The sequence below is a fragment of the Bacillus sp. HY001 genome, assembly GCF_007558965.1.
Classification (GTDB): domain Bacteria; phylum Bacillota; class Bacilli; order Bacillales; family Bacillaceae_G; genus Bacillus_A; species Bacillus_A mobilis.
In genome coordinates, this window is the sequence record NZ_VLTE01000005.1 from 352,160 (window position 1) to 370,192 (window position 18,033).

At 35.2% G+C, this 18,033-nt stretch carries 25 protein-coding genes; 7 read left to right on the forward strand and 18 right to left on the reverse strand.

Annotated elements, in window-relative coordinates:
- Window positions 1-3: 3 nt before the first annotated feature.
- From FOT98_RS04575 to gcvT, 6 genes are all read right to left on the reverse strand, one after another.
- Window positions 4-378, reverse strand: a complete 375-nt coding sequence (locus FOT98_RS04575; RefSeq protein WP_001021351.1) for a GntR family transcriptional regulator — start codon at window positions 376-378, stop codon at window positions 4-6.
- Window positions 379-496: 118 nt separating this feature from the next.
- A complete protein-coding gene (locus tag FOT98_RS04580) occupies window positions 497-688 on the reverse strand; it encodes a hypothetical protein (RefSeq protein WP_000535935.1) in 192 nt (63 codons plus the stop codon).
- A 70-nt stretch (window positions 689-758) separates the two neighbouring features.
- Complete coding sequence (locus tag FOT98_RS04585; RefSeq protein ID WP_061677400.1) at window positions 759-962, reverse strand: DUF3929 family protein; 204 nt, start codon at window positions 960-962, stop codon at window positions 759-761.
- Between the two features lie 363 nt (window positions 963-1,325).
- Window positions 1,326-2,801 (reverse strand): aminomethyl-transferring glycine dehydrogenase subunit 2, encoded by a 1,476-nt coding sequence (gcvPB, locus tag FOT98_RS04590; RefSeq protein ID WP_063260822.1) that lies wholly within the window; start codon window positions 2,799-2,801, stop codon window positions 1,326-1,328.
- The gene (gcvPA, locus tag FOT98_RS04595) at window positions 2,798-4,141 is read right to left on the reverse strand and encodes an aminomethyl-transferring glycine dehydrogenase subunit 1 (RefSeq protein ID WP_063260821.1); all 1,344 of its coding nucleotides are present in this window, start codon (window positions 4,139-4,141) and stop codon (window positions 2,798-2,800) included. Before gcvPA ends, gcvPB begins: the two co-directional genes overlap by 4 nt.
- Before the next feature lie 20 nt (window positions 4,142-4,161).
- Window positions 4,162-5,262 (reverse strand): glycine cleavage system aminomethyltransferase GcvT, encoded by a 1,101-nt coding sequence (gene gcvT / locus FOT98_RS04600; protein WP_000631760.1) that lies wholly within the window; start codon window positions 5,260-5,262, stop codon window positions 4,162-4,164.
- A 392-nt stretch (window positions 5,263-5,654) separates the two neighbouring features.
- On the opposite strand from gcvT, the gene FOT98_RS04605 reads away from it, so the two are divergent.
- Together FOT98_RS04605 and FOT98_RS04610 are read left to right on the forward strand one after the other, a co-directional pair.
- Window positions 5,655-7,337 carry a DEAD/DEAH box helicase gene (locus FOT98_RS04605; RefSeq protein ID WP_061677397.1) on the forward strand — a complete coding sequence of 561 codons (1,683 nt, stop codon included), beginning with the start codon at window positions 5,655-5,657 and terminating at the stop codon, window positions 7,335-7,337.
- A complete protein-coding gene (locus tag FOT98_RS04610; protein ID WP_061677395.1) occupies window positions 7,324-8,118 on the forward strand; it encodes a YqhG family protein in 795 nt (264 codons plus the stop codon). Before FOT98_RS04605 ends, FOT98_RS04610 begins: the two co-directional genes overlap by 14 nt.
- Before the next feature lie 38 nt (window positions 8,119-8,156).
- Here the strand turns inward: FOT98_RS04610 and FOT98_RS32855 are convergent, their stop codons facing one another.
- Both FOT98_RS32855 and FOT98_RS04615 read right to left on the reverse strand, forming a co-directional pair.
- Window positions 8,157-8,288 (reverse strand): hypothetical protein, encoded by a 132-nt coding sequence (locus FOT98_RS32855; RefSeq protein ID WP_061677393.1) that lies wholly within the window; start codon window positions 8,286-8,288, stop codon window positions 8,157-8,159.
- Between the two features lie 96 nt (window positions 8,289-8,384).
- Window positions 8,385-8,612: a hypothetical protein gene (locus tag FOT98_RS04615; protein ID WP_000032702.1), complete on the reverse strand. Its 228-nt coding sequence runs from the start codon at window positions 8,610-8,612 to the stop codon at window positions 8,385-8,387.
- Between the two features lie 73 nt (window positions 8,613-8,685).
- Here FOT98_RS04615 and FOT98_RS04620 point away from each other — a divergent pair, with 73 nt between their 5' ends.
- Both FOT98_RS04620 and FOT98_RS04625 read left to right on the forward strand, forming a co-directional pair.
- Window positions 8,686-8,802 carry a hypothetical protein gene (locus FOT98_RS04620; protein WP_003279814.1) on the forward strand — a complete coding sequence of 39 codons (117 nt, stop codon included), beginning with the start codon at window positions 8,686-8,688 and terminating at the stop codon, window positions 8,800-8,802.
- A gap of 140 nt (window positions 8,803-8,942) precedes the next feature.
- Window positions 8,943-9,575, forward strand: a complete 633-nt coding sequence (locus tag FOT98_RS04625; protein ID WP_063260820.1) for a VC0807 family protein — start codon at window positions 8,943-8,945, stop codon at window positions 9,573-9,575.
- Between the two features lie 67 nt (window positions 9,576-9,642).
- On the opposite strand, the gene FOT98_RS04630 is transcribed toward FOT98_RS04625, so the two are convergent.
- The 10 genes from FOT98_RS04630 to comGA all read right to left on the reverse strand — a co-directional run bounded on the left by FOT98_RS04630 (window position 9,643) and on the right by comGA (window position 15,257).
- Entirely contained in the window at window positions 9,643-9,843 is a 201-nt protein-coding gene (locus FOT98_RS04630; RefSeq protein ID WP_000106080.1) for a YqzE family protein, read from the reverse strand.
- Between the two features lie 38 nt (window positions 9,844-9,881).
- Entirely contained in the window at window positions 9,882-10,379 is a 498-nt protein-coding gene (locus tag FOT98_RS04635; protein ID WP_063260819.1) for a shikimate kinase, read from the reverse strand.
- A 118-nt stretch (window positions 10,380-10,497) separates the two neighbouring features.
- Window positions 10,498-11,148, reverse strand: a complete 651-nt coding sequence (locus FOT98_RS04640; RefSeq protein WP_063260818.1) for a 2OG-Fe(II) oxygenase — start codon at window positions 11,146-11,148, stop codon at window positions 10,498-10,500.
- Between the two features lie 175 nt (window positions 11,149-11,323).
- Complete coding sequence (gene comGG / locus FOT98_RS04645) at window positions 11,324-11,695, reverse strand: competence type IV pilus minor pilin ComGG (RefSeq protein WP_063260817.1); 372 nt, start codon at window positions 11,693-11,695, stop codon at window positions 11,324-11,326.
- The gene (gene comGF, locus FOT98_RS04650) at window positions 11,692-12,162 is read right to left on the reverse strand and encodes a competence type IV pilus minor pilin ComGF (protein WP_061677385.1); all 471 of its coding nucleotides are present in this window, start codon (window positions 12,160-12,162) and stop codon (window positions 11,692-11,694) included. The genes comGG and comGF overlap by 4 nt, the downstream gene beginning before the upstream one ends.
- Window positions 12,132-12,434 carry a competence type IV pilus minor pilin ComGE gene (gene comGE, locus FOT98_RS04655; protein WP_063260912.1) on the reverse strand — a complete coding sequence of 101 codons (303 nt, stop codon included), beginning with the start codon at window positions 12,432-12,434 and terminating at the stop codon, window positions 12,132-12,134. Before comGE ends, comGF begins: the two co-directional genes overlap by 31 nt.
- A complete protein-coding gene (gene comGD, locus FOT98_RS04660) occupies window positions 12,427-12,882 on the reverse strand; it encodes a comG operon protein ComGD (RefSeq protein ID WP_063260816.1) in 456 nt (151 codons plus the stop codon). The genes comGE and comGD overlap by 8 nt, the downstream gene beginning before the upstream one ends.
- The gene (gene comGC, locus FOT98_RS04665) at window positions 12,879-13,178 is read right to left on the reverse strand and encodes a competence type IV pilus major pilin ComGC (protein WP_061677382.1); all 300 of its coding nucleotides are present in this window, start codon (window positions 13,176-13,178) and stop codon (window positions 12,879-12,881) included. Before comGC ends, comGD begins: the two co-directional genes overlap by 4 nt.
- A gap of 11 nt (window positions 13,179-13,189) precedes the next feature.
- The gene (comGB, locus tag FOT98_RS04670; protein ID WP_080467571.1) at window positions 13,190-14,221 is read right to left on the reverse strand and encodes a competence type IV pilus assembly protein ComGB; all 1,032 of its coding nucleotides are present in this window, start codon (window positions 14,219-14,221) and stop codon (window positions 13,190-13,192) included.
- Complete coding sequence (gene comGA / locus FOT98_RS04675; protein ID WP_061677380.1) at window positions 14,214-15,257, reverse strand: competence protein ComGA; 1,044 nt, start codon at window positions 15,255-15,257, stop codon at window positions 14,214-14,216. Before comGA ends, comGB begins: the two co-directional genes overlap by 8 nt.
- Window positions 15,258-15,462: 205 nt before the next feature.
- Between comGA and FOT98_RS04680 the strand changes: the two genes are divergently transcribed.
- The 3 genes from FOT98_RS04680 to FOT98_RS04690 all read left to right on the forward strand — a co-directional run bounded on the left by FOT98_RS04680 (window position 15,463) and on the right by FOT98_RS04690 (window position 18,028).
- On the forward strand, window positions 15,463-16,158 hold the full coding sequence (locus FOT98_RS04680) for a helix-turn-helix transcriptional regulator (protein WP_061677379.1): 696 nt from the start codon (window positions 15,463-15,465) through the stop codon (window positions 16,156-16,158).
- A 126-nt stretch (window positions 16,159-16,284) separates the two neighbouring features.
- Window positions 16,285-16,527, forward strand: a complete 243-nt coding sequence (locus tag FOT98_RS04685) for a DUF2626 domain-containing protein (protein ID WP_000440714.1) — start codon at window positions 16,285-16,287, stop codon at window positions 16,525-16,527.
- A gap of 106 nt (window positions 16,528-16,633) precedes the next feature.
- Window positions 16,634-18,028: an L-cystine transporter gene (locus FOT98_RS04690; RefSeq protein WP_063260814.1), complete on the forward strand. Its 1,395-nt coding sequence runs from the start codon at window positions 16,634-16,636 to the stop codon at window positions 18,026-18,028.
- Window positions 18,029-18,033 lie beyond the last annotated feature (5 nt).

Genomic DNA, 18,033 nt, shown 5'->3' on the forward strand with positions numbered 1-18,033 from the left:
CTCTTATTCCCCCTCATATAAACACGCAATCATCTGCTGTAAATCTTCAAGTGAAAGCTGCAACGCTTTACTTTCATTCACAATCTCTTCCGCTTTACTTTCCAGTAAACGTAGCCGCTGTTCTTTTAGTAGTTCATTATTTTTACGTGAAACATAAGTCCCCTTCCCAGCAACAGTTTCTATATATCCTTCTTTTTCAAGCTCCTCGTACGCACGCTTCGTTGTAATTACACTAATTTGTAATTCCTTCGCTAAGCTACGAATAGACGGTAATTGGTCTCCACCCTTTAAACCACCATTTAAAATAAGCTGGCTTAATTGTTTTCTTATTTGCACATAAATAGGGTCTTGGGAAGAATTCGAAATAATAATATTCATGTTTTCCTCCAGTGTGTGTATATACTGTATATACCTTATATATACAGTATATACACACCATCCTATTTTTGGCAAGAAAAAAAGACCAACATTTTCCTGTTGGTCTTTCGTATATGTATCACTTTTCAAAGCGATCTAACATCTCATCTCTCATTCCGAAACTCACTACCGCAATTCCTACATACATAAACAGAAGGAACGCAGGATGAACTGTGTTGTACCAAGTGCTATCAACAATTAAATAAATCGTTAATGCGACAACAAGAACAAACGCTAAGATAAACATATAAAAGTGTCTTGTGCTACCCATGATAAACTCCTCTCTTCTCACTTCACCATTCAACAGTATATTTTATCGAATAATTCGATATGACTCAAGGTTAACTTTCTGTTATGTAATCAAGTTCCACCTTTACAATGTCCTCACATGCTATCGAAATGATCGTTCCTTGCTTATCAATTGCCGTCACTTCTCTATTATCCATTACACGATGAGCTACTCTTTCTAGTACTTTTCCCTGGTCTCGATAACAAAATTCTTTTATATCTTTAATCGTTTTTCCGTTTTCTAAATGGTATATCATTCTATAACACCGATATCCCACATTTTCACCCCCAGATTGCTCGTTTTTTCACATATACATAAAAATGAGTCATTCCTATCTCATTACATCTTCTTAATTTCAATAAAATTCTAACAAAAATAAATACTTTTATCAAACCGACTTTTTCAACAAAATCACCTATGAAACTGCTTCTTTACGCCATTATGAAACAAAAAATATAAAATAGTAACATTTTCTTCATCACTTCTGCATAAAGTGAAACTTTAATTAGTTGGGGATTTTTGTTCATCCCCATTGATTATCAGCCCGCAAATCGCGGAACAAATTCTCTATACAAAAAAAAGAACCCGCATATAGCGAGTTCTTCCTTTGTTATTTTAATCAAACTTGTACAGGAGCTGGTTTTTCATAACGTAAAACTGGTTTACGTGCAGCCATCGTTTCGTCTAAACGTTTAATGACTGTTGTATGAGGTGCTTCTTGTACAACTTCTGGATTTTCTTCTACTTCTTTAGCAATTTGAATCATCTTATCAATGAAACCGTCTAAAGTTTCTTTTGATTCTGTTTCTGTCGGCTCAATCATAATACATTCTTCCACATTTAATGGGAAGTAAATTGTTGGTGGATGGTAACCGAAATCAAGCAGGCGTTTTGCAATATCTAATGTACGTACACCAAGTTTCTTTTGACGACGACCTGATAATACAAACTCATGCTTACAATGTCTATCGAATGGAAGATCATAGAATGGTGCTAGTCTTCTCATCATATAGTTCGCGTTTAATACCGCATACTCCGTTACTGCACGTAGTCCATCTGGACCCATAGAACGAATGTATGTGTATGCACGAACGTTAATTCCGAAGTTACCATAGAACGGTTTTACGCGCCCAATTGCTTCCGGACGATCATAGTTAAAGCGATAACCATTTTCCGTTTTCTCTAAAATTGGTTTTGGTAAGTACGGAATTAAATCAGCTTTCACGCCTACTGGACCAGAACCTGGGCCACCGCCGCCGTGAGGACCTGTAAATGTTTTATGAAGGTTTAAATGCACAACGTCAAATCCCATATCTCCTGGGCGCGCTTGGCTTAATACCGCATTTAAGTTTGCACCATCATAGTATAATTTACCGCCTGCATTATGGACGATTTCTGCCATTTCTAAAATGTTTTCTTCGAATAAACCTAATGTATTAGGATTTGTTAACATAAGTGCTGCTGTTTCTTCGTTTACAACACGTTTTAAATCTTCTAAGTCAACAAGACCATTTTCATTTGATTTTACTGTAATTGTTTCAAAACCAGCTACAGTTGCAGATGCTGGGTTCGTTCCGTGAGCAGAGTCAGGCACAATTACTTTCGTACGGTTAAAGTCACCATTTGCTTCATGGTATGCACGAATTAACATTAAGCCTGTCCATTCTCCATGTGCACCAGCTGCTGGTTGTAATGTAACAGTATCCATACCTGTAATTTCAATTAAATGCTCTTGTAAGTCGTACATTAATTCCATTGCACCTTGTACTGTCTTTTCATCTTGCAACGGATGAATATTTGCAAATCCTGCAAAACGAGCTACACTCTCATTAATTTTCGGATTATATTTCATCGTACAAGATCCAAGTGGATAGAATCCAGAATCTACACCGTGGTTACGGTTTGAAAGTGCTGTATAGTGGCGCATAATGTCAAGTTCAGATACTTCTGGTAGCTCTGCATCTTCTACTCGAATATAATCGCTCTCAAACACATCTTCTAGTTTCACTTCTTCTACATCTAATTTTGGTAGGCTATATCCTATGCGTCCTTCTTTACTCACTTCAAAGATAAGTGCTTGGTCTTGGTTCTTCATTGGATAGCCCCCATTTCGTTTACAAGTGTGTCAATTTCCTCTTTTGTACGAAGCTCAGTTACTGCTACAAGCATATGGTTTTCATGCTCTTTATAATCACGGCCTAGGTCGTAACCGCCGATAATATTCTTTTGTAATAATGCATCGTTTACTTCTTTCACTGGACGCTTGCAATCTACAACAAACTCATTGAAGAATGGTCCAGCAAATGTTACAGCGAAGCCTTTCGCTTCAAATTGACGTTTTGCATATTGTGCTTTAGAAATGTTTTGACGTGCCATTTCTTTCACACCTTGTTTACCAAGTGCCGTCATTGCAACTGATGCTGCTAATGCATTTAACGCTTGGTTTGAACAAATGTTAGACGTCGCTTTGTCACGGCGAATATGCTGTTCACGCGCTTGTAACGTTAATACAAACCCACGTTTACCATCTGAATCTACAGTTTGTCCAACAAGACGTCCTGGAATTTTACGCATAAATGCTTTCGTTGTTGCAAAGTAACCACAGTGTGGTCCACCAAACTGCGTTGGAATACCAAATGGTTGTGCATCACCGATTACAACATCCGCACCAAATTTTCCTGGTGGTGTTAATGCGCCTAATGATAATGGATTTGAAGAAACGATAAATAATGATTTTTGTTGATGAACGATTTTTTCAATATCAGCCAATTTTTCAACTTGTCCGAAGAAGTTTGGATATTGAACGATTACACAAGCAACTGTATCATCTACTTCACTTTGTAATACGTCTAAATCTGTTACACCATCTTTATGATTAATTTCAACAACTTCAAGATGTTGACCTTTTGCATACGTTTCAAGTACTGCTCTTGATTCTGGATGAACTGCGCTAGATACAAGAATTTTCTTTTTACGAGTATGGCCAGCTGCTAGCATTGCCGCTTCAGCTAAAGCTGTACCTCCATCGTACATAGAAGAGTTTGCTACATCCATTCCTGTTAATTCACAAATCATTGTTTGGAATTCAAAGATTGCTTGTAATTCCCCTTGTGAAATTTCTGGTTGGTATGGCGTGTAAGCTGTATAAAATTCTGAGCGAGAGATAACGTGATCTACAATTACTGGAGCGTAATGATCGTATACGCCTGCTCCTAAGAAAGAAGCGTATTCTTTTAAGTTAGCATTTTTACTAGCCATTTGAGATAACTCTTTTAACAGCTCTGGCTCTGATTTTGCTTCTTTAATTTTTAAATCCCCTTTAAAACGAACACTCTCTGGAATATCAGAGAATAACTCATCGATCGTTTGAACGCCGATCGTTTGTAACATTTCTTTTTTGTCTTCTTCTGTCATTGGAAGATAACGATGCAACATGAAATCTACCCCTCTCCCCGTTACTTTGAACGTTTATAAAATGGTGTTGGAACAACTACTGCTTTGACGCGTTTATTACGAATTTCAATTTCTACTTCTGTATCAACTGCTGCGTATTTTACATCAATTAGTGCTAAACCAATGCTTTTCTTTAACGTTGGAGATTGTGTACCACTCGTTACTTCCCCGATTTTTTCTTCTCCAATAAATACAGGGTAATGTGTACGAGGAATTCCACGTTCGATTACTTCGATGCCGACTAACTTACGAGGCGCACCGTTTTCTTTTTGCTCTTTTAACGTTTCTTTTCCAAAGAAGTCTGCTTCTTTATTTGGTTTTACCGCAAAGCCAATTCCAGCTTCAATCGGTGTAATATCTTTTGATAATTCTTGACCATACAGTGGTAATGTTGCTTCGAAGCGAAGTGTATCACGAGCACCTAAACCACATGCTTTTAAGCCTTCTTCTGCTCCAACTTCAAGAAGTTTCTCCCAAAGTTTTGCAGCATCTTCACTCTTACAGTAAATTTCAAATCCATCTTCACCTGTGTAACCCGTACGAGATACAAGTGCTGGAATTCCATCTACAAGAATATCGTTTTTAAATTTAAAGAACTTAATTTCTTTCAAATCTTCTGACACAACTTTTTGTAAAATGCCTTCTGCTTTTGGTCCTTGAATTGCAAGCTGTGCAACTTCACTAGAAACATTGACTACTTTCGCATCGCCAATTACATGGCTAGCTAACCATTCGTAATCTTTCTCGATATTTGATGCGTTGATTACTAATAAATAGTCTTCTTCACCACGTTTGTAGATTAATAAATCATCTACTGTACCACCATTTTCGTAGCACATAGCTGTATATTGTGCGCCTCCTACCTTTAAGGTAGAAACGTCATTTGTAACAACACGTTGTAAAAATGCTAAACTATCTACACCTTTTACCTCAACTTCTCCCATATGAGACACATCGAACAAACCTGCCGCTGTACGTACAGCTTCATGTTCTTCTTTAATGCTTGAAAATTGAACTGGTAATTCCCAACCACCGAAGTCGATTGTTTTCCCACCATACTTCGCGTATACATCAAATAACGGTGTACGTTGTAATGTAATCATGCTCTCTCCCCCTTATGCTTTGACAAATCAATAAAAGTTGCTCGCCATATCTAAACATTTTCACTCTGAAAAGATAGGATATACGGAATCTCATTATATTTTTTTATGAAAGCGTAAATAAAAAATCACTTTCTTGGATAAAATACGAAAGATTCCACACATTTCACACCATTATCCTAACATTATTCGCTATATTTCATCAATATTCTAGCATAAAAAATAATTTAGAATTTTTTATTCTTAATCTTATTAAATACAACTTTCAAAATTTAACCCTTTATCTTTGCCTATTCTTTAACTTTTAGTATGTGTAATAGTGCCTTATTACAAGGTTTATATAATAACGATTTTTTTAATAATTACTTTAGATTATAAAAGGTGGGAGAGTCGTAATGAATGTCGATATTTCCGTAGATCGAACGTGGCAAAACAATTTTTTAAATAGAATTGACGAAGATGGCCCTTGGACAAACTGGGATTTATATCATTTAGCTTATAAAACAGAAAAATCGTTACTTGTTCCTACTTTCGATGGATTACAAGCACCGAAACATTTATCTCATTTCACACCACTTCCTCATCAATTAGAAGTCGCTCAAAATGTCATTGAACAAATGAATGGTAAAGCGATACTGGCAGATGAAGTGGGACTTGGGAAAACGATTGAAGCTGGGCTTATTTTAAAAGAATATATGGTCCGCGGCCTTGTGAAAAAAGTGCTTATACTCGTCCCTGCCTCTCTCGTATCACAATGGGCATACGAACTAAATACAAAGTTTTTCATTCCAGCTGTAGCCCAAAGAAAAAGCTATTCATGGGAACAAGCCGATGTGATTGTATCATCAATTGATACTGCAAAACGTTCACCGCATCGCGATATCGTTTTGAACTTAGAATATGACCTTATTATTATCGATGAAGCACATAAACTTAAAAATAACAAAACAAAAAACTATGAATTTGCACAGCGTTTAAAAAAGAAATTTTGCTTATTATTAACTGCTACTCCTGTTCAAAATAAGATCGATGAAATTTTCAACCTTGTTTCTTTATTAAAGCCAGGACATTTAGGCAATCAATCCAACTTTGAAGAATATTACGCTTCAAAAAATCGTTCAGCCGAATCTGATGAAGATTTAAAAGCTCTTATTAATAAAGTAATGGTCCGAAATCGACGGCATAATACCGGGATTGATTGGCCAAAAAGACATGTACGTACAATTTTCGTTGAGTTTAATGAAGAAGAGCAAGCTTTGTATAACGGGATTGAAAATTGGCGAGGACAAGACGCCTTCACATCCGCTTTCTCATCGTTAACTTTAAAACGAGAAGCTTGCAGTAGTCGTGAGGCCGTTTACTATTCATTAAAAAAACATGTAGAAAAACGACAGAAGGAAAATGAGCATTATATAAAAGACCCGCATATTGATGTGCTAATGGATAAAATTAATCATATTCCTTTCAACTCAAAAGCGAATAAAGCTCTTGAGCTTATAAAAGAAATTGACGATAAAGTCGTCATCTTCACAGAATATCGAGCATCACAAATGTACTTACAATGGTTTTTACAACAACACGGCATTTCTTCCGTTCCATTCCGCGGCGGATTTAAACGCGGGAAAAAAGACTGGATGAAGGAGCTTTTCCAAAATCACGCACAAGTATTAATTGCCACTGAAGCTGGTGGTGAAGGGATTAACTTACAATTTTGTAGCCATATGATCAATTATGATTTGCCATGGAATCCAATGCGTCTTGAACAAAGAATCGGACGTATTCACCGTCTTGGTCAAAAGAATGATGTTCATATTTATAACTTAGCTACAAAACACACTGTTGAAGAACATATTTTGAAACTGTTATATGAAAAAATCAATTTATTTGAGCGTGTTATCGGTGAACTTGATGAAATTTTAACGAGAATTAATATGAAAAACATCGACGCGCACATTCAAGAAATATTTGCGCAGTCAAAAAGCGAAGGAGAAATTCGAATTAAGATGGAAAACTTAACATCTATTATCGACTTCGCGAAACGAAATGAAGCTGAGGTGCAAGGCTATGCAGCAACATGAAATTCATAATTACTTATACAATTTTTTCGAGGCGAATAACTGTGAAATTTTACAGCGCTCCCCTCATCTATTAGATGTGCAGTTAACAATTGAGATGGATAAATTATTAATGAATCGCCCTTTTTATTGGCACTATCTTGAGAAAACAGGAGGCGTACCGAATCCGATGCGCCTTACTCTTATTACAAATCCAGAAAATGAAGAAAACGATGGCGAGCTTATTCACTACGGTTCACCACGTCTTCATCAAATTTTTCAAACGACTAAAGAATTAGGCTCTTACATACGTTTATATGAGGAAGTACGGCATAGCGGGGCAACACATACACCGCTCCACCCTTGGCTCGGTGTAAATATTAAAGTTTCCTATCAATGTGATCGAAAAAAAGACATCCTTCACTCCATTGGGATTCATCTCATTTCTGGCACAATGATCGCAAACTTTCATGAAACATTAGCTAAAATTAAACTTACACCGAAAATACCTGACTTTTGTTTTACGCTCTCGCCTATCATTAAACCGCAAAGCGGTTTACAACGTATAGAGGACGCGTTAAAGAATATTATTGCAGAAGATGACCATACGTGGGCGAAAGAAGCAAGAGTGCGCTGGAATCACGATTTAGACCTTTTAAATCGTTTTTATGAAGAAAGTGATGAACTTCCCGAAAGCTACGAAATTGAAAAACAAGCACTGCAAGAACAATACGAGCCACGTATTACAGTGCAAATTATTAACGGTGGACTTTTTTATGTTACCGCGAATCATTTTTTATCTTAAAAGAGCTCCTTCTGCTTTAGAAGGAGCTTTACTTTGAGTTATCCTCTATCGCTATTACGCTCTTGTTGTTTTTGCTTTGCCATACGTTTTTGATGCGCACGATCCTTTGCACTCACATGATTTGCATCAGTTGGAAGATTTTCTTTTGAACGGCCAATTCCATTGCTCATCTGTTTCACTCCTTTTATATCTTTCAAAATACACCCTTATTTTCAGCTAGAGATACAATCCTTATACAAAAAAATAAGAGCAGCCATTGGCTACTCTTACTCACTCACATATTTTTGAAACATATCATGGATGCCTTTATTTACTAGGTTCGAGATCTGCTCGTCAGATTTATTCGGATAACGATCACGCAATCTGATAGATGCCTTCACCATTAAATTTTCTAATACAGAACGGCCACCTTCTCCATAAATAATTTCAGCATATTTAACAAGCCTTCCATCCTCTACTGTTGCTGGATTATGATTGAAGAAAAATTTACTCATTGTCTCCACCTCTCTCTTTTGATAACGTTTACATTTATATAGATTATTTATGTTATTTATTTCACAATATTGTATGCATGTATATTTAATTAGTTTCATTATAAAGCAACATATCGATAGTAAATATGTGATTTTCCGTCCATTTTGTGAACAAACTAAAAATGAAAGCGTTTCCTTTATTATATACTAAAAAAACTTACTACGCTAGGGGCAATTTTTTCAATCTACTAATCCCTCAAAAAGCGATATATTTTTTCTTTTCCCATTAAACCTTATACAATTTTCAGAAATTATATTATAAAATATATGTATGACTTAAGGAGGCCCTATATGAATCAAAATAAAAAAGCTATATTAGATCTTGTCTTTTATCTCGTAATCCCATTCCTCATTTGGAAATTTGCAAAACCTTATATCGATCCTTATTACGCGATGTTACTTTCCTCTGTTCCGGGGATTATTTATACACTGTATACCTTTAAAAAAGAAAAACAGTTTAACGTAACAGGGTTCTTTATTTTAATTACACTCATTTCTAATACAACGGTAGACCTATTATCTGGATCAGCTGAACGAATGTTATGGAACGATGCGTATTATCACATCGTACTCGGTATTATCGTCATATGTTCAATTTTTATAAAAAAACCACTTATGTTATATTTCGCAGCAGATATTGCCGCACTGCAAGGCCATGACCGCGATAAAAGTCGTGAACTGTATCGTGATAGTCGTATCTACCCGGCTCTACAATATTTAACGCTATTTTTCGGGCTGCAATTCATCTTAAAAAGCTTCTTAAAAATTTATTTCATCTCTGTTTTCGGTGTAGATGGCTATGGTGAAATGAGAGCGATTATGACCGCTGTTGGATGGGGCATTTCCATTTGTATCGGAATTGGATTTGTCTGGGTGAACAATAAAATACATGCCGTTACAGAAGAAAAAGAATCCGTACAGTAAATAAAAATCCCCTAGTAGCATCATACTACTAGGGGATTTTTATTTCGCTACACATATTACGAAATCGTTAACTTGATTTTTTTCTTTTATCTTTTACGTTTCGATAAAACAAAGCAGCACTTAGCGGCATAACACCAAACCACTTATTCATAAATGGCTCTTTTTCAGCACGGCGTTGTTCTTTCTTTTGTTTACGATCTTCTTTTGGAGCATCCATATACGACACAAACTGCTGTGTCACAAAGCGAACATAATCATTAGTAGACATATTATCATCACCTCTACTTGATTAGTATGTCCACTTTTTTATTGATTAATCTTTTCTTTGAATTCCTTCATAATTTGCTTTACAGACTTATTCGTCGTATCAATATGAATATGAGCCTCTTCATAATAAGCTCGGCGCGATTCAAATTTCATCACAAATGCCTCTATATCTTTCTTCTGAAATAGTGGACGTGTCGTATCTTCACGAAGCCTTTCTGCAATTACATGTGGATCACAATATAAATACACGACAGTTCCATTTTCCTTCATCCACTTTCGGTTTTCCTCTCGTTCAATGATGCCGCCACCAGTTGTAATAATTACATTACAACTCGGTAGTGAACGTAACATTTCACTTTCATATTTGCGAAAAGCCATTTCACCTTCTTCAGCAAAAATATCACGAATCGCCTTCTCCTGCTTCTCTTCAATTTTTTGGTCTGTATCGACAACATCCATATGAAGTTCTTTACTTAACGCTTTTCCAATTGTTGTTTTCCCTGCTCCCATATAACCGGTTATGTATATAGATTTCATGTTCGTTCCTCTCAATCATCCGTTATTATTTGTTATTATAACGAATGATTACATTATTTAATAAAAAAACGTTTTGTTCTTCTTATATAATGAAGAACAAAACGTTTCATACACGCTTTTACTTATAAGCGCCTCTTCTTACCCACTGCGTTGCAATCCATTTCTCACCTTTCGTTACAGGTGCCCCTCCATGTAACGTAAGCTCATTTAATGATTGGTCTTGATAAAAATACTCAAAGTATACTGCCATTCCCTTTCTAGGGTTCACAGAAAGATTTAGTTTCGGAAAGAACGTTTCTCCGCCCTCTTCTACATCATTTAAGTACATGACAAGCGTACTAATACGATTATTAGCAGCTGATCTACTATGTTCCGCAAAGTAATCATAGTGCGCTTTATATTGTTGATCCACTTCATAATTTAAAATGTGTAATCCTTCTCCATGCGACGCAGGAACATTCATGATAGATGAAATTCGTTTTTCAATCTTCGCAGTAAGTTCATTATCGTCCAAAAATGCACCACTACTCGTTCGAATATCATTTACATCACGTGATGAACCAACTTTAGAACGTGCTAACTTGCTTTTAGACAATTCAATCAATTTATCGCATTCTTCATCGCTTAATACATTTCCTAACACGACAATAAGAGGTTCTTCGAATTTTGAAATAATGTGTATTTCCCTATCTTCTGTCATAATTGCATTTCCTTTATGATCAAAAATAGTTTGTTCCTTATTTTCACCTATTTGATTGTTATTTGTCATTTCCCTATTCTCCCTAAAAAAATATGTTTGGATAGCTTGAATATATCATATTCTTTCTACCTTTCTCTTTTTTGAGAAAATTTAAACTTTCAATTGTTTTATTTATCCATTTCCTTTGAAAAGACAGCCTGTTTTAAAATGAGAAATTATGGTTTTTATCCGTATATTTCACAGACTATCCTTCTATCCAATCGAATATTTTCTCATCTTTTTTTCTATACCGGAAGCTTACTTTATAGAAAACTTCCTGCTTTATTTTGCACTGCAACGAAACGAGTATATCGTCGCTTTCAAAAACGTAATTTCCACTTGCTTCGCCCTTTTCATATTGAAAGAAAAATGTATCTTCCTTTTCTTTTTGCTGTAAGTCTTTTTTTATACTTGTAATCGATCGATTTAGTAGTTCCTCCATTACAAACTTTTGCTCTATTTCAATATAAAATTTTTTATCTATAAGTAACATATTCGTTTCGTATACAAAGAATGAAGTTAATAATACAAGAAAAATGATTGTTCCTGGCATCGTAAATCCATCTTGTTTTCTCATATATTTATTTCCATTTCACTATACCTTACAGCTACACCTTCATATATTTTCCCACTCCTATCTTTCACATTTATAAAAAGCAAATGAGGTGTTACTTCATACGAAACCATTCCAACATTTTGTAATATAATTTCTCTTCCGCGCATATTTACTTTTCTTATCAGATGATTATTCAATTTTTCATACGTCACTTCATCTCCAGTGCGAAGGCGGAAGCGCAAAAGACTATCTTTATTTTCATTGACTACTTTTTCTACAAAAGATACTTCACGAAACTCTAACTGTACTTGTCCTAAAAACACATCCCATTCCCAATTATTTAATCCTTTTGATTGGTTATTTTCTATCCCAATAAAATTTAAACGTGGCAAGAGTAAAAAGAACAGTGATAACAGAAAAAAACATACGATCATTTCTATTAATGTAAACCCAACTTCTAATTTATTTGTTCTCCTGCATAAAAGCATTGTTCCACCATTCTTCCTTTCACATCTTTCCACATAGCACAAACTTCATTTCCTCCCCAATATGTGTAATATACATTCCCGTTTATGACTTTTTCTTGCTGTTGTTTCGCACCATTCTCATACATATATAAAGCTGCTTCTCTTTTTAATAATACAAATGCTTTATAACGAATTTGTATATTTTTTCGTTCTTGCATAATCAATACTGTTTGCGGAAGTAGTAAAGACACTGCCATCATTACTATACTTAACGCTACAAGCATCTCAGCTATCACTGACCCTTTTTGACATTTCACGATACGTAAATCTCCCTCTTCCAAGCTGAAATACAATCTCATATTTATAACTTCGATACGAAAGTAAAATCGTGCCACCTCTATTAATATTTCCACTCGGATTATATGTCATCGGATTTGGAAAAGTATTCAAATCAATTTGTATATCGCTATCATATTCTCTTTTAATGATAGTAAGATTCGTACTTAGCTCTCCTATATAATACGTATGTCTATCTTTATGCCATCGTAATGTATAGTGTTTTTGACGATTTATCGCTAATTGTTGCATATATAAAATATCATTTGAAAACTGTCTTAAAAATTGGTCGACTTTTTGTTTTTCATGTAATGAATGTACGTTAAAATACGTGACCATACTTAGTACAGAAATTGCAAATAGAACGAGTAGCATTTCTAAAAGAGTAAAACCTTTTTGTTTCACAGTTTCCCAGTTGTTACTGTGCCATCATTTGAAATATGAATGGATTCACCATTCGGACACTCATCAGCTGTAATATATTTTCCATCCCTTAACTCTTTTAGCGAGGGGATTTTGTTATGCTGTAATTGGTATACCTGTATTTGAGCTTCTATAGATTTCACATAGGCTTTACATCCTGTTCCTTCGACGGATGAGCGCTGTGTAACTACATTCGGAATAATTAATAGTAATAATACAGTTATGACGACCATAACTAATAACATTTCTAAAAGAGTAAATCCCTCCTCATTCTGCATGTAAACACCCCCTAAATAGAATTCATCATTTGAAACATTGGCATAATCATCGCTAAATACATAAGAACGACTATTCCTCCAATACACGTAAATAAAATTGGTTGAATGATCACTAACATACGTTTAACTTTTTGCTCCATCTTTTCCATAATAAGATCGCTGTAGTCACCTAATTCAATCGCCAAATTGCCGTTTACTTGTCCATGCGTAATAATATAAGAAAGTTCTTCCTCATAATATCCACTTTTAGCAATAATAGATTGCAACGGTTCTCCCGCAATTAATTGGCGTTCAATTCGGCCCGCTTCATACTGAAAGAACGGATGATATTTTTGCTCCATCATTATTGTTAGAGCCTCAAGTACTGATAGTCCACCGTGTAATAAACCGCTCAATTGAGTGGCGAAATAATGTGAATGCTTTAAAATAAGAAATGTTTTTACGAGGGGGATACGAAGTTTAAATTTTACCTGCTGAATATGCGGGAGTTTCCGAAAGTAAAATATATATACGCTACAGCCAATCATAACGATAAAAATAATGCTAAAAATAAGATAGGGTAGTAGCTTAATTGCACTTAATATTTGTTCTGTAAATAACGATGCTGTAGAACCAAATGAACTATATACCATGTCAACCTGCGGCAATAAAATGCGATTAAAAATCCACATCATGATTATTAAAAAGAACGCCAAAAACATAGGATACTGCATGATTTTCATCATATCTTTCCTATACTTATCCTTTTTATAAAGAAGTGCGCTCCCTTGTTGCAATGCAAAAGAAATATCACCATGTTGCTCGGCATAAAATAAATAACTTAACATCTCCTGATGAAACTTTAATTGATGAAAAGAATCGTGTAGACTTTTTCCATCTTTTAATCCATCAATCATTTGCTGTAATTGTACTTTTTTTTCTAAAGGTAATTGAAACCGTAAAAATTCTAATGCCTGTAAAAGGGAGTATCCTTTTTCTAATAGTTCTCCTAATCGTTTCAGCAATACTACTTGATCACTTAAACTCCATATTTTCTTAAACATACACATCCTCTTCTAAAAATCCTAAAGCGTATCCTTTTCGTATTGAAGATTCTAATGTTTCATGCTTGTATGTGACACATTCCCCGTTTGCTTCTTTAATCGCTTGTTTTAACTCATATCCATATAACAACTCATAAATACTCGCTTGTCTTACTTGCCTCATTGATTTACATAAAGTTGAGCACTTTCTTTTACAAAACGGACACTTCAATTCGACAAGTCGTTGTGCAGCTATAGCCAATAAAGATTGTTCAATTTCTTGCCTCGTTATACCAAAATCCATGAACCTGAGTATCGCCCCTTTCGCATCATTCGTATGCAGTGTCGTCATTACTAAATGTCCAGTCAAACTTGCTCTTATAGCAATTTTCGCTGTTTCTTCATCACGAATTTCACCGACTAAAATAATATCCGGATCATGACGTAAAATAGCCTTTAATCCTGCCTCATATGTGATACCTGCTTTTTCATTTATTTGAATTTGTAATACATCGTCATTTCTTTTTTCAACTGGGTCCTCCAGTGTAACGATGCGACGTGTTTTCTTTTTTCTAATTACCTCTAACAATGCATACATTGTTGTTGTCTTTCCAGAACCAGTTGGTCCAGTAAATACGAGTAACCCATGTGAATAGTGTAAAAAAGAGAGTAGTTTCTTCGCTGTACTTGGAAATAACGAAAGATGAGATAACGGCTGAATAGATGCTTGTAAATGAAGACGAATAACGAGACTTTCTTGATATACAGTTGGTAGCGTGGAAAGGCGTAAATATACTTCTTGCCCATCCATTTGTAAATACAGTGAACCATTTTGTGGCTTCCGCCTCTCCCCTATATCCATGGATGCTAAAAATTTAAAGTGTGAAACAAGTTTTTCTCCAAATTCCTTTTCGATACAATATCTCGTCATTAAATCTTTTCCTATACGCAGTTGAACCGCTACATCCTTCTTCCGGGGTACAATATGTAAATCCGAAGCTTGTACCCTGCACGCTTCTTTCAAAATCGTATTCGCAAAGCTTTCAATTCCATTCATCATTTTTCCCTCCCCACTATGTATATAGCATGAAAAAATTTATAAGAAAAATCAGCATTTTTGTATTTTCACCAGAGGGAAAAGGAAAAATATGTTTGTGAAATTATGAACAATTTCCGAATTATTGTCTGAAATTACCTATATGAAAGTTTATCTGTATTATAATGTTATTATCTTGGATAAAGTGATAAAGGTGGAGATCCTCATGGAACAAGCTTTAAAAATTACAGGTGTATTATCTGACCCAACTCGTTATTACATTTATAAATATATTTCTCAAAAACATAGTTACGTAACTGTACAAGAAATTGCAGATGAGTTTGACATTCATCCAAACGTAGCGCGTTTACATTTATCTAAATTAGAAGATGTTCATATGCTGAAATCTGAAACGAAGAAAACTGGAAAAGGCGGACGACCAAGCAGATTATATGTATTATCTGAAGATGTGATTCAATTACAATTTCCATTCCGTGATTATCAATTGTTAGCAAGAATCGCATTTAATTCTTTACTTAGTCTTGGCGCTGCTGGTGAAAAAGCGCTATACGAAACTGGAAAACAGTTCGGAGCCGAATTAATGCAACAACATATGCTGCGTTTAAATGTGAATGAAGATGCTTTAACAGTCGAGCAAAAAGTTCAAATTGCAAAAGAAGCTTTCTCAACAGCTGGCTTATCACCTGCATTTGAATTAAGTGCAGATGGAACGAAAATTTTCTATGATGTACACAATTGTCCATTTAAAGAAGTTGCTGTTCATCATCCAACTGAGATTTGTAATATGCACGGAGATATGATGAAAGGAATTTTTGAAATCCTATTCCCTAACACGGAATTAACACGAAATGACAGTCTACTAGATGGATGTAAATCTTGTAATTATAAACTAACAATTTAATTTTCTCATATAAAAAGAAGCCAATTATAATTGGCTTCTTTTTATATGAACGAATATTTACAATAGTAAGAAAAATAAACTATAATGAAGTGAGGTTTACTTTTTTTAGAAAAGGAGGGAGATGGCATGGAGCGCATGTTTCGCGTTCTCGGCTTTTGGACTGGAATTTTCTCGGTTATGTTTTACGTAGGGGATATGCATTCGACCGCACTACTATTTTTAGGACAAACAGGATTCTTCGTACTTTTAAGCTATTTAAATTTAACAGAGCGTATGTATATATACGTATTTGGGGCATATTTAACTGTTTTCTTCATAGGATTTACATACTACACGACGTTCTTACTTGTCCCTGGAGCTGGACATTAAAGATGGCATTTTGCCATCTTTTTTTTAATTCCGCAATTTCCTAGTTGACTTATAGGTTTTATTACCTTATATTCTATATAACAGATTGGAATTAGGGGGAATCAACATGAATACACTGCTTGTCGGAATTAACGTTGCAGTCATGCTCATCTTAGTTGGCGTATTATATTATATGCAACGTAAGCATGTATCTTTTAATAAACGTGTATTTACTGCTTTAGGAGTCGGAATTATATTCGGTCTTATCTTACAATTTATTTATGAGCCAACTTCTAAAATAATTATTGAATCAAATACTTGGTTTGGCTTAATCGGTAACGGTTATGTGAAATTACTTCAAATGATCGTTATGCCACTTATTTTAGTATCTATTATTTCAGCCTTTACAAAATTACAGTTAACGAAAAACCTTGGTAAAATTAGTGGTCTTATTATCGGAATTTTAATTCTTACTACAGGAATCGCTGCAGCTGTCGGTATCGCTGCAAGTGCAGGATTTGATGTATCAGCAACAGGCCTGCAACAAGGTGATGCAGAATCTGCTCGTCTGAAGCTAGTTGAAGAAAGATTTACTTCTATTGAAAAAACAACAATTCCAGATAAATTATTAGAACTATTGCCTACAAATCCGTTTCTTGATTTAACAGGCGCTCGTCCAACATCAACAATTTCTGTTGTAATATTTGCAGCCTTTATCGGTATCGCCTTTATCGGTGTAAAACGAAAATATCCAGAACAAGCAGAACTATTTAAGAAAATGCTTGATGCTGTATATGCAATCGTAATGCGTATGGTAACATTAATTTTACGTCTTACTCCATACGGCGTATTAGCTCTTATGGCAAAAACAGTTGCTGGTAGCGATATTAATGCTATTTTAAAACTTGGTAACTTCGTGTTAGCGTCTTACGTAGCACTTATCGTAATGTTCGTTATCCACTTATTATTAATTGCTCTATCTGGTTTAAATCCAATTCAATATTTAAAAAAGGTATTCCCTGTATTAACATTTGCATTCACATCTCGCTCGAGTGCTGGTGCAATGCCATTAAATATTGAAGCGCAAAAAGAAAAGCTTGGTATTTCCGAAGGGATTGCCAACTTCGCAGCATCATTTGGAGTATCTATCGGGCAAAACGGTTGCGCAGGTATTTATCCAGCAATGCTTGCAATGATGGTCGCTCCAACGGTAGGAATCGATCCATTACAACCACAATTTATTTTAACTTTAATCGCTGTCGTTGCGATTAGCTCATTCGGTGTTGCCGGTGTTGGTGGCGGTGCAACGTTCGCAGCGTTAATCGTACTATCTACAATGAACTTACCAATCGGTATTGTCGCTCTTGTTATCTCAGTTGAACCATTAATCGATATGGGTCGTACAGCTCTTAACGTGAGTGGTTCTATGACAGCAGGTCTTATTTCTAGTAAATGGCTTGGCGAATTAGATCAAGATACGTACAATCAAGATGATACAAAAACTGGTGAAATTGCTTCATAATGAAA

Bases quoted from the DNA above. Each gene is read 5' to 3' on its own strand.
- comGF (WP_061677385.1), bottom strand. From the start codon at position 12,162: ATGCTTTTATGCAGGAGAACAAATAAATTAGAAGTTGGGTTTACATTA.
- gcvPB (WP_063260822.1), bottom strand. From the start codon at position 2,801: ATGAAGAACCAAGACCAAGCACTTATCTTTGAAGTGAGTAAAGAAGGA.
- comGB (WP_080467571.1), bottom strand. From the start codon at position 14,221: ATGTTTAAGAAAATATGGAGTTTAAGTGATCAAGTAGTATTGCTGAAA.
- FOT98_RS04625 (WP_063260820.1), top strand. From the start codon at position 8,943: ATGAATCAAAATAAAAAAGCTATATTAGATCTTGTCTTTTATCTCGTA.
- FOT98_RS04620 (WP_003279814.1), top strand. From the start codon at position 8,686: ATGCATGTATATTTAATTAGTTTCATTATAAAGCAACATATCGATAGT.
- comGA (WP_061677380.1), bottom strand. From the start codon at position 15,257: ATGAATGGAATTGAAAGCTTTGCGAATACGATTTTGAAAGAAGCGTGC.
- FOT98_RS04630 (WP_000106080.1), bottom strand. From the start codon at position 9,843: ATGTCTACTAATGATTATGTTCGCTTTGTGACACAGCAGTTTGTGTCG.
- gcvT (WP_000631760.1), bottom strand. From the start codon at position 5,262: ATGATTACATTACAACGTACACCGTTATTTGATGTATACGCGAAGTAT.
- comGG (WP_063260817.1), bottom strand. From the start codon at position 11,695: ATGAGAAAACAAGATGGATTTACGATGCCAGGAACAATCATTTTTCTT.
- comGC (WP_061677382.1), bottom strand. From the start codon at position 13,178: ATGCAGAATGAGGAGGGATTTACTCTTTTAGAAATGTTATTAGTTATG.
- gcvPA (WP_063260821.1), bottom strand. From the start codon at position 4,141: ATGTTGCATCGTTATCTTCCAATGACAGAAGAAGACAAAAAAGAAATG.
- FOT98_RS04580 (WP_000535935.1), bottom strand. From the start codon at position 688: ATGGGTAGCACAAGACACTTTTATATGTTTATCTTAGCGTTTGTTCTT.
- FOT98_RS04685 (WP_000440714.1), top strand. From the start codon at position 16,285: ATGGAGCGCATGTTTCGCGTTCTCGGCTTTTGGACTGGAATTTTCTCG.
- FOT98_RS04585 (WP_061677400.1), bottom strand. From the start codon at position 962: ATGATATACCATTTAGAAAACGGAAAAACGATTAAAGATATAAAAGAA.
- FOT98_RS04680 (WP_061677379.1), top strand. From the start codon at position 15,463: ATGGAACAAGCTTTAAAAATTACAGGTGTATTATCTGACCCAACTCGT.
- FOT98_RS04635 (WP_063260819.1), bottom strand. From the start codon at position 10,379: ATGAAATCTATATACATAACCGGTTATATGGGAGCAGGGAAAACAACA.
- FOT98_RS04610 (WP_061677395.1), top strand. From the start codon at position 7,324: ATGCAGCAACATGAAATTCATAATTACTTATACAATTTTTTCGAGGCG.
- FOT98_RS32855 (WP_061677393.1), bottom strand. From the start codon at position 8,288: ATGAGCAATGGAATTGGCCGTTCAAAAGAAAATCTTCCAACTGATGCA.
- FOT98_RS04575 (WP_001021351.1), bottom strand. From the start codon at position 378: ATGAATATTATTATTTCGAATTCTTCCCAAGACCCTATTTATGTGCAA.
- FOT98_RS04690 (WP_063260814.1), top strand. From the start codon at position 16,634: ATGAATACACTGCTTGTCGGAATTAACGTTGCAGTCATGCTCATCTTA.
- FOT98_RS04640 (WP_063260818.1), bottom strand. From the start codon at position 11,148: ATGACAAATAACAATCAAATAGGTGAAAATAAGGAACAAACTATTTTT.
- FOT98_RS04615 (WP_000032702.1), bottom strand. From the start codon at position 8,612: ATGAGTAAATTTTTCTTCAATCATAATCCAGCAACAGTAGAGGATGGA.
- FOT98_RS04605 (WP_061677397.1), top strand. From the start codon at position 5,655: ATGAATGTCGATATTTCCGTAGATCGAACGTGGCAAAACAATTTTTTA.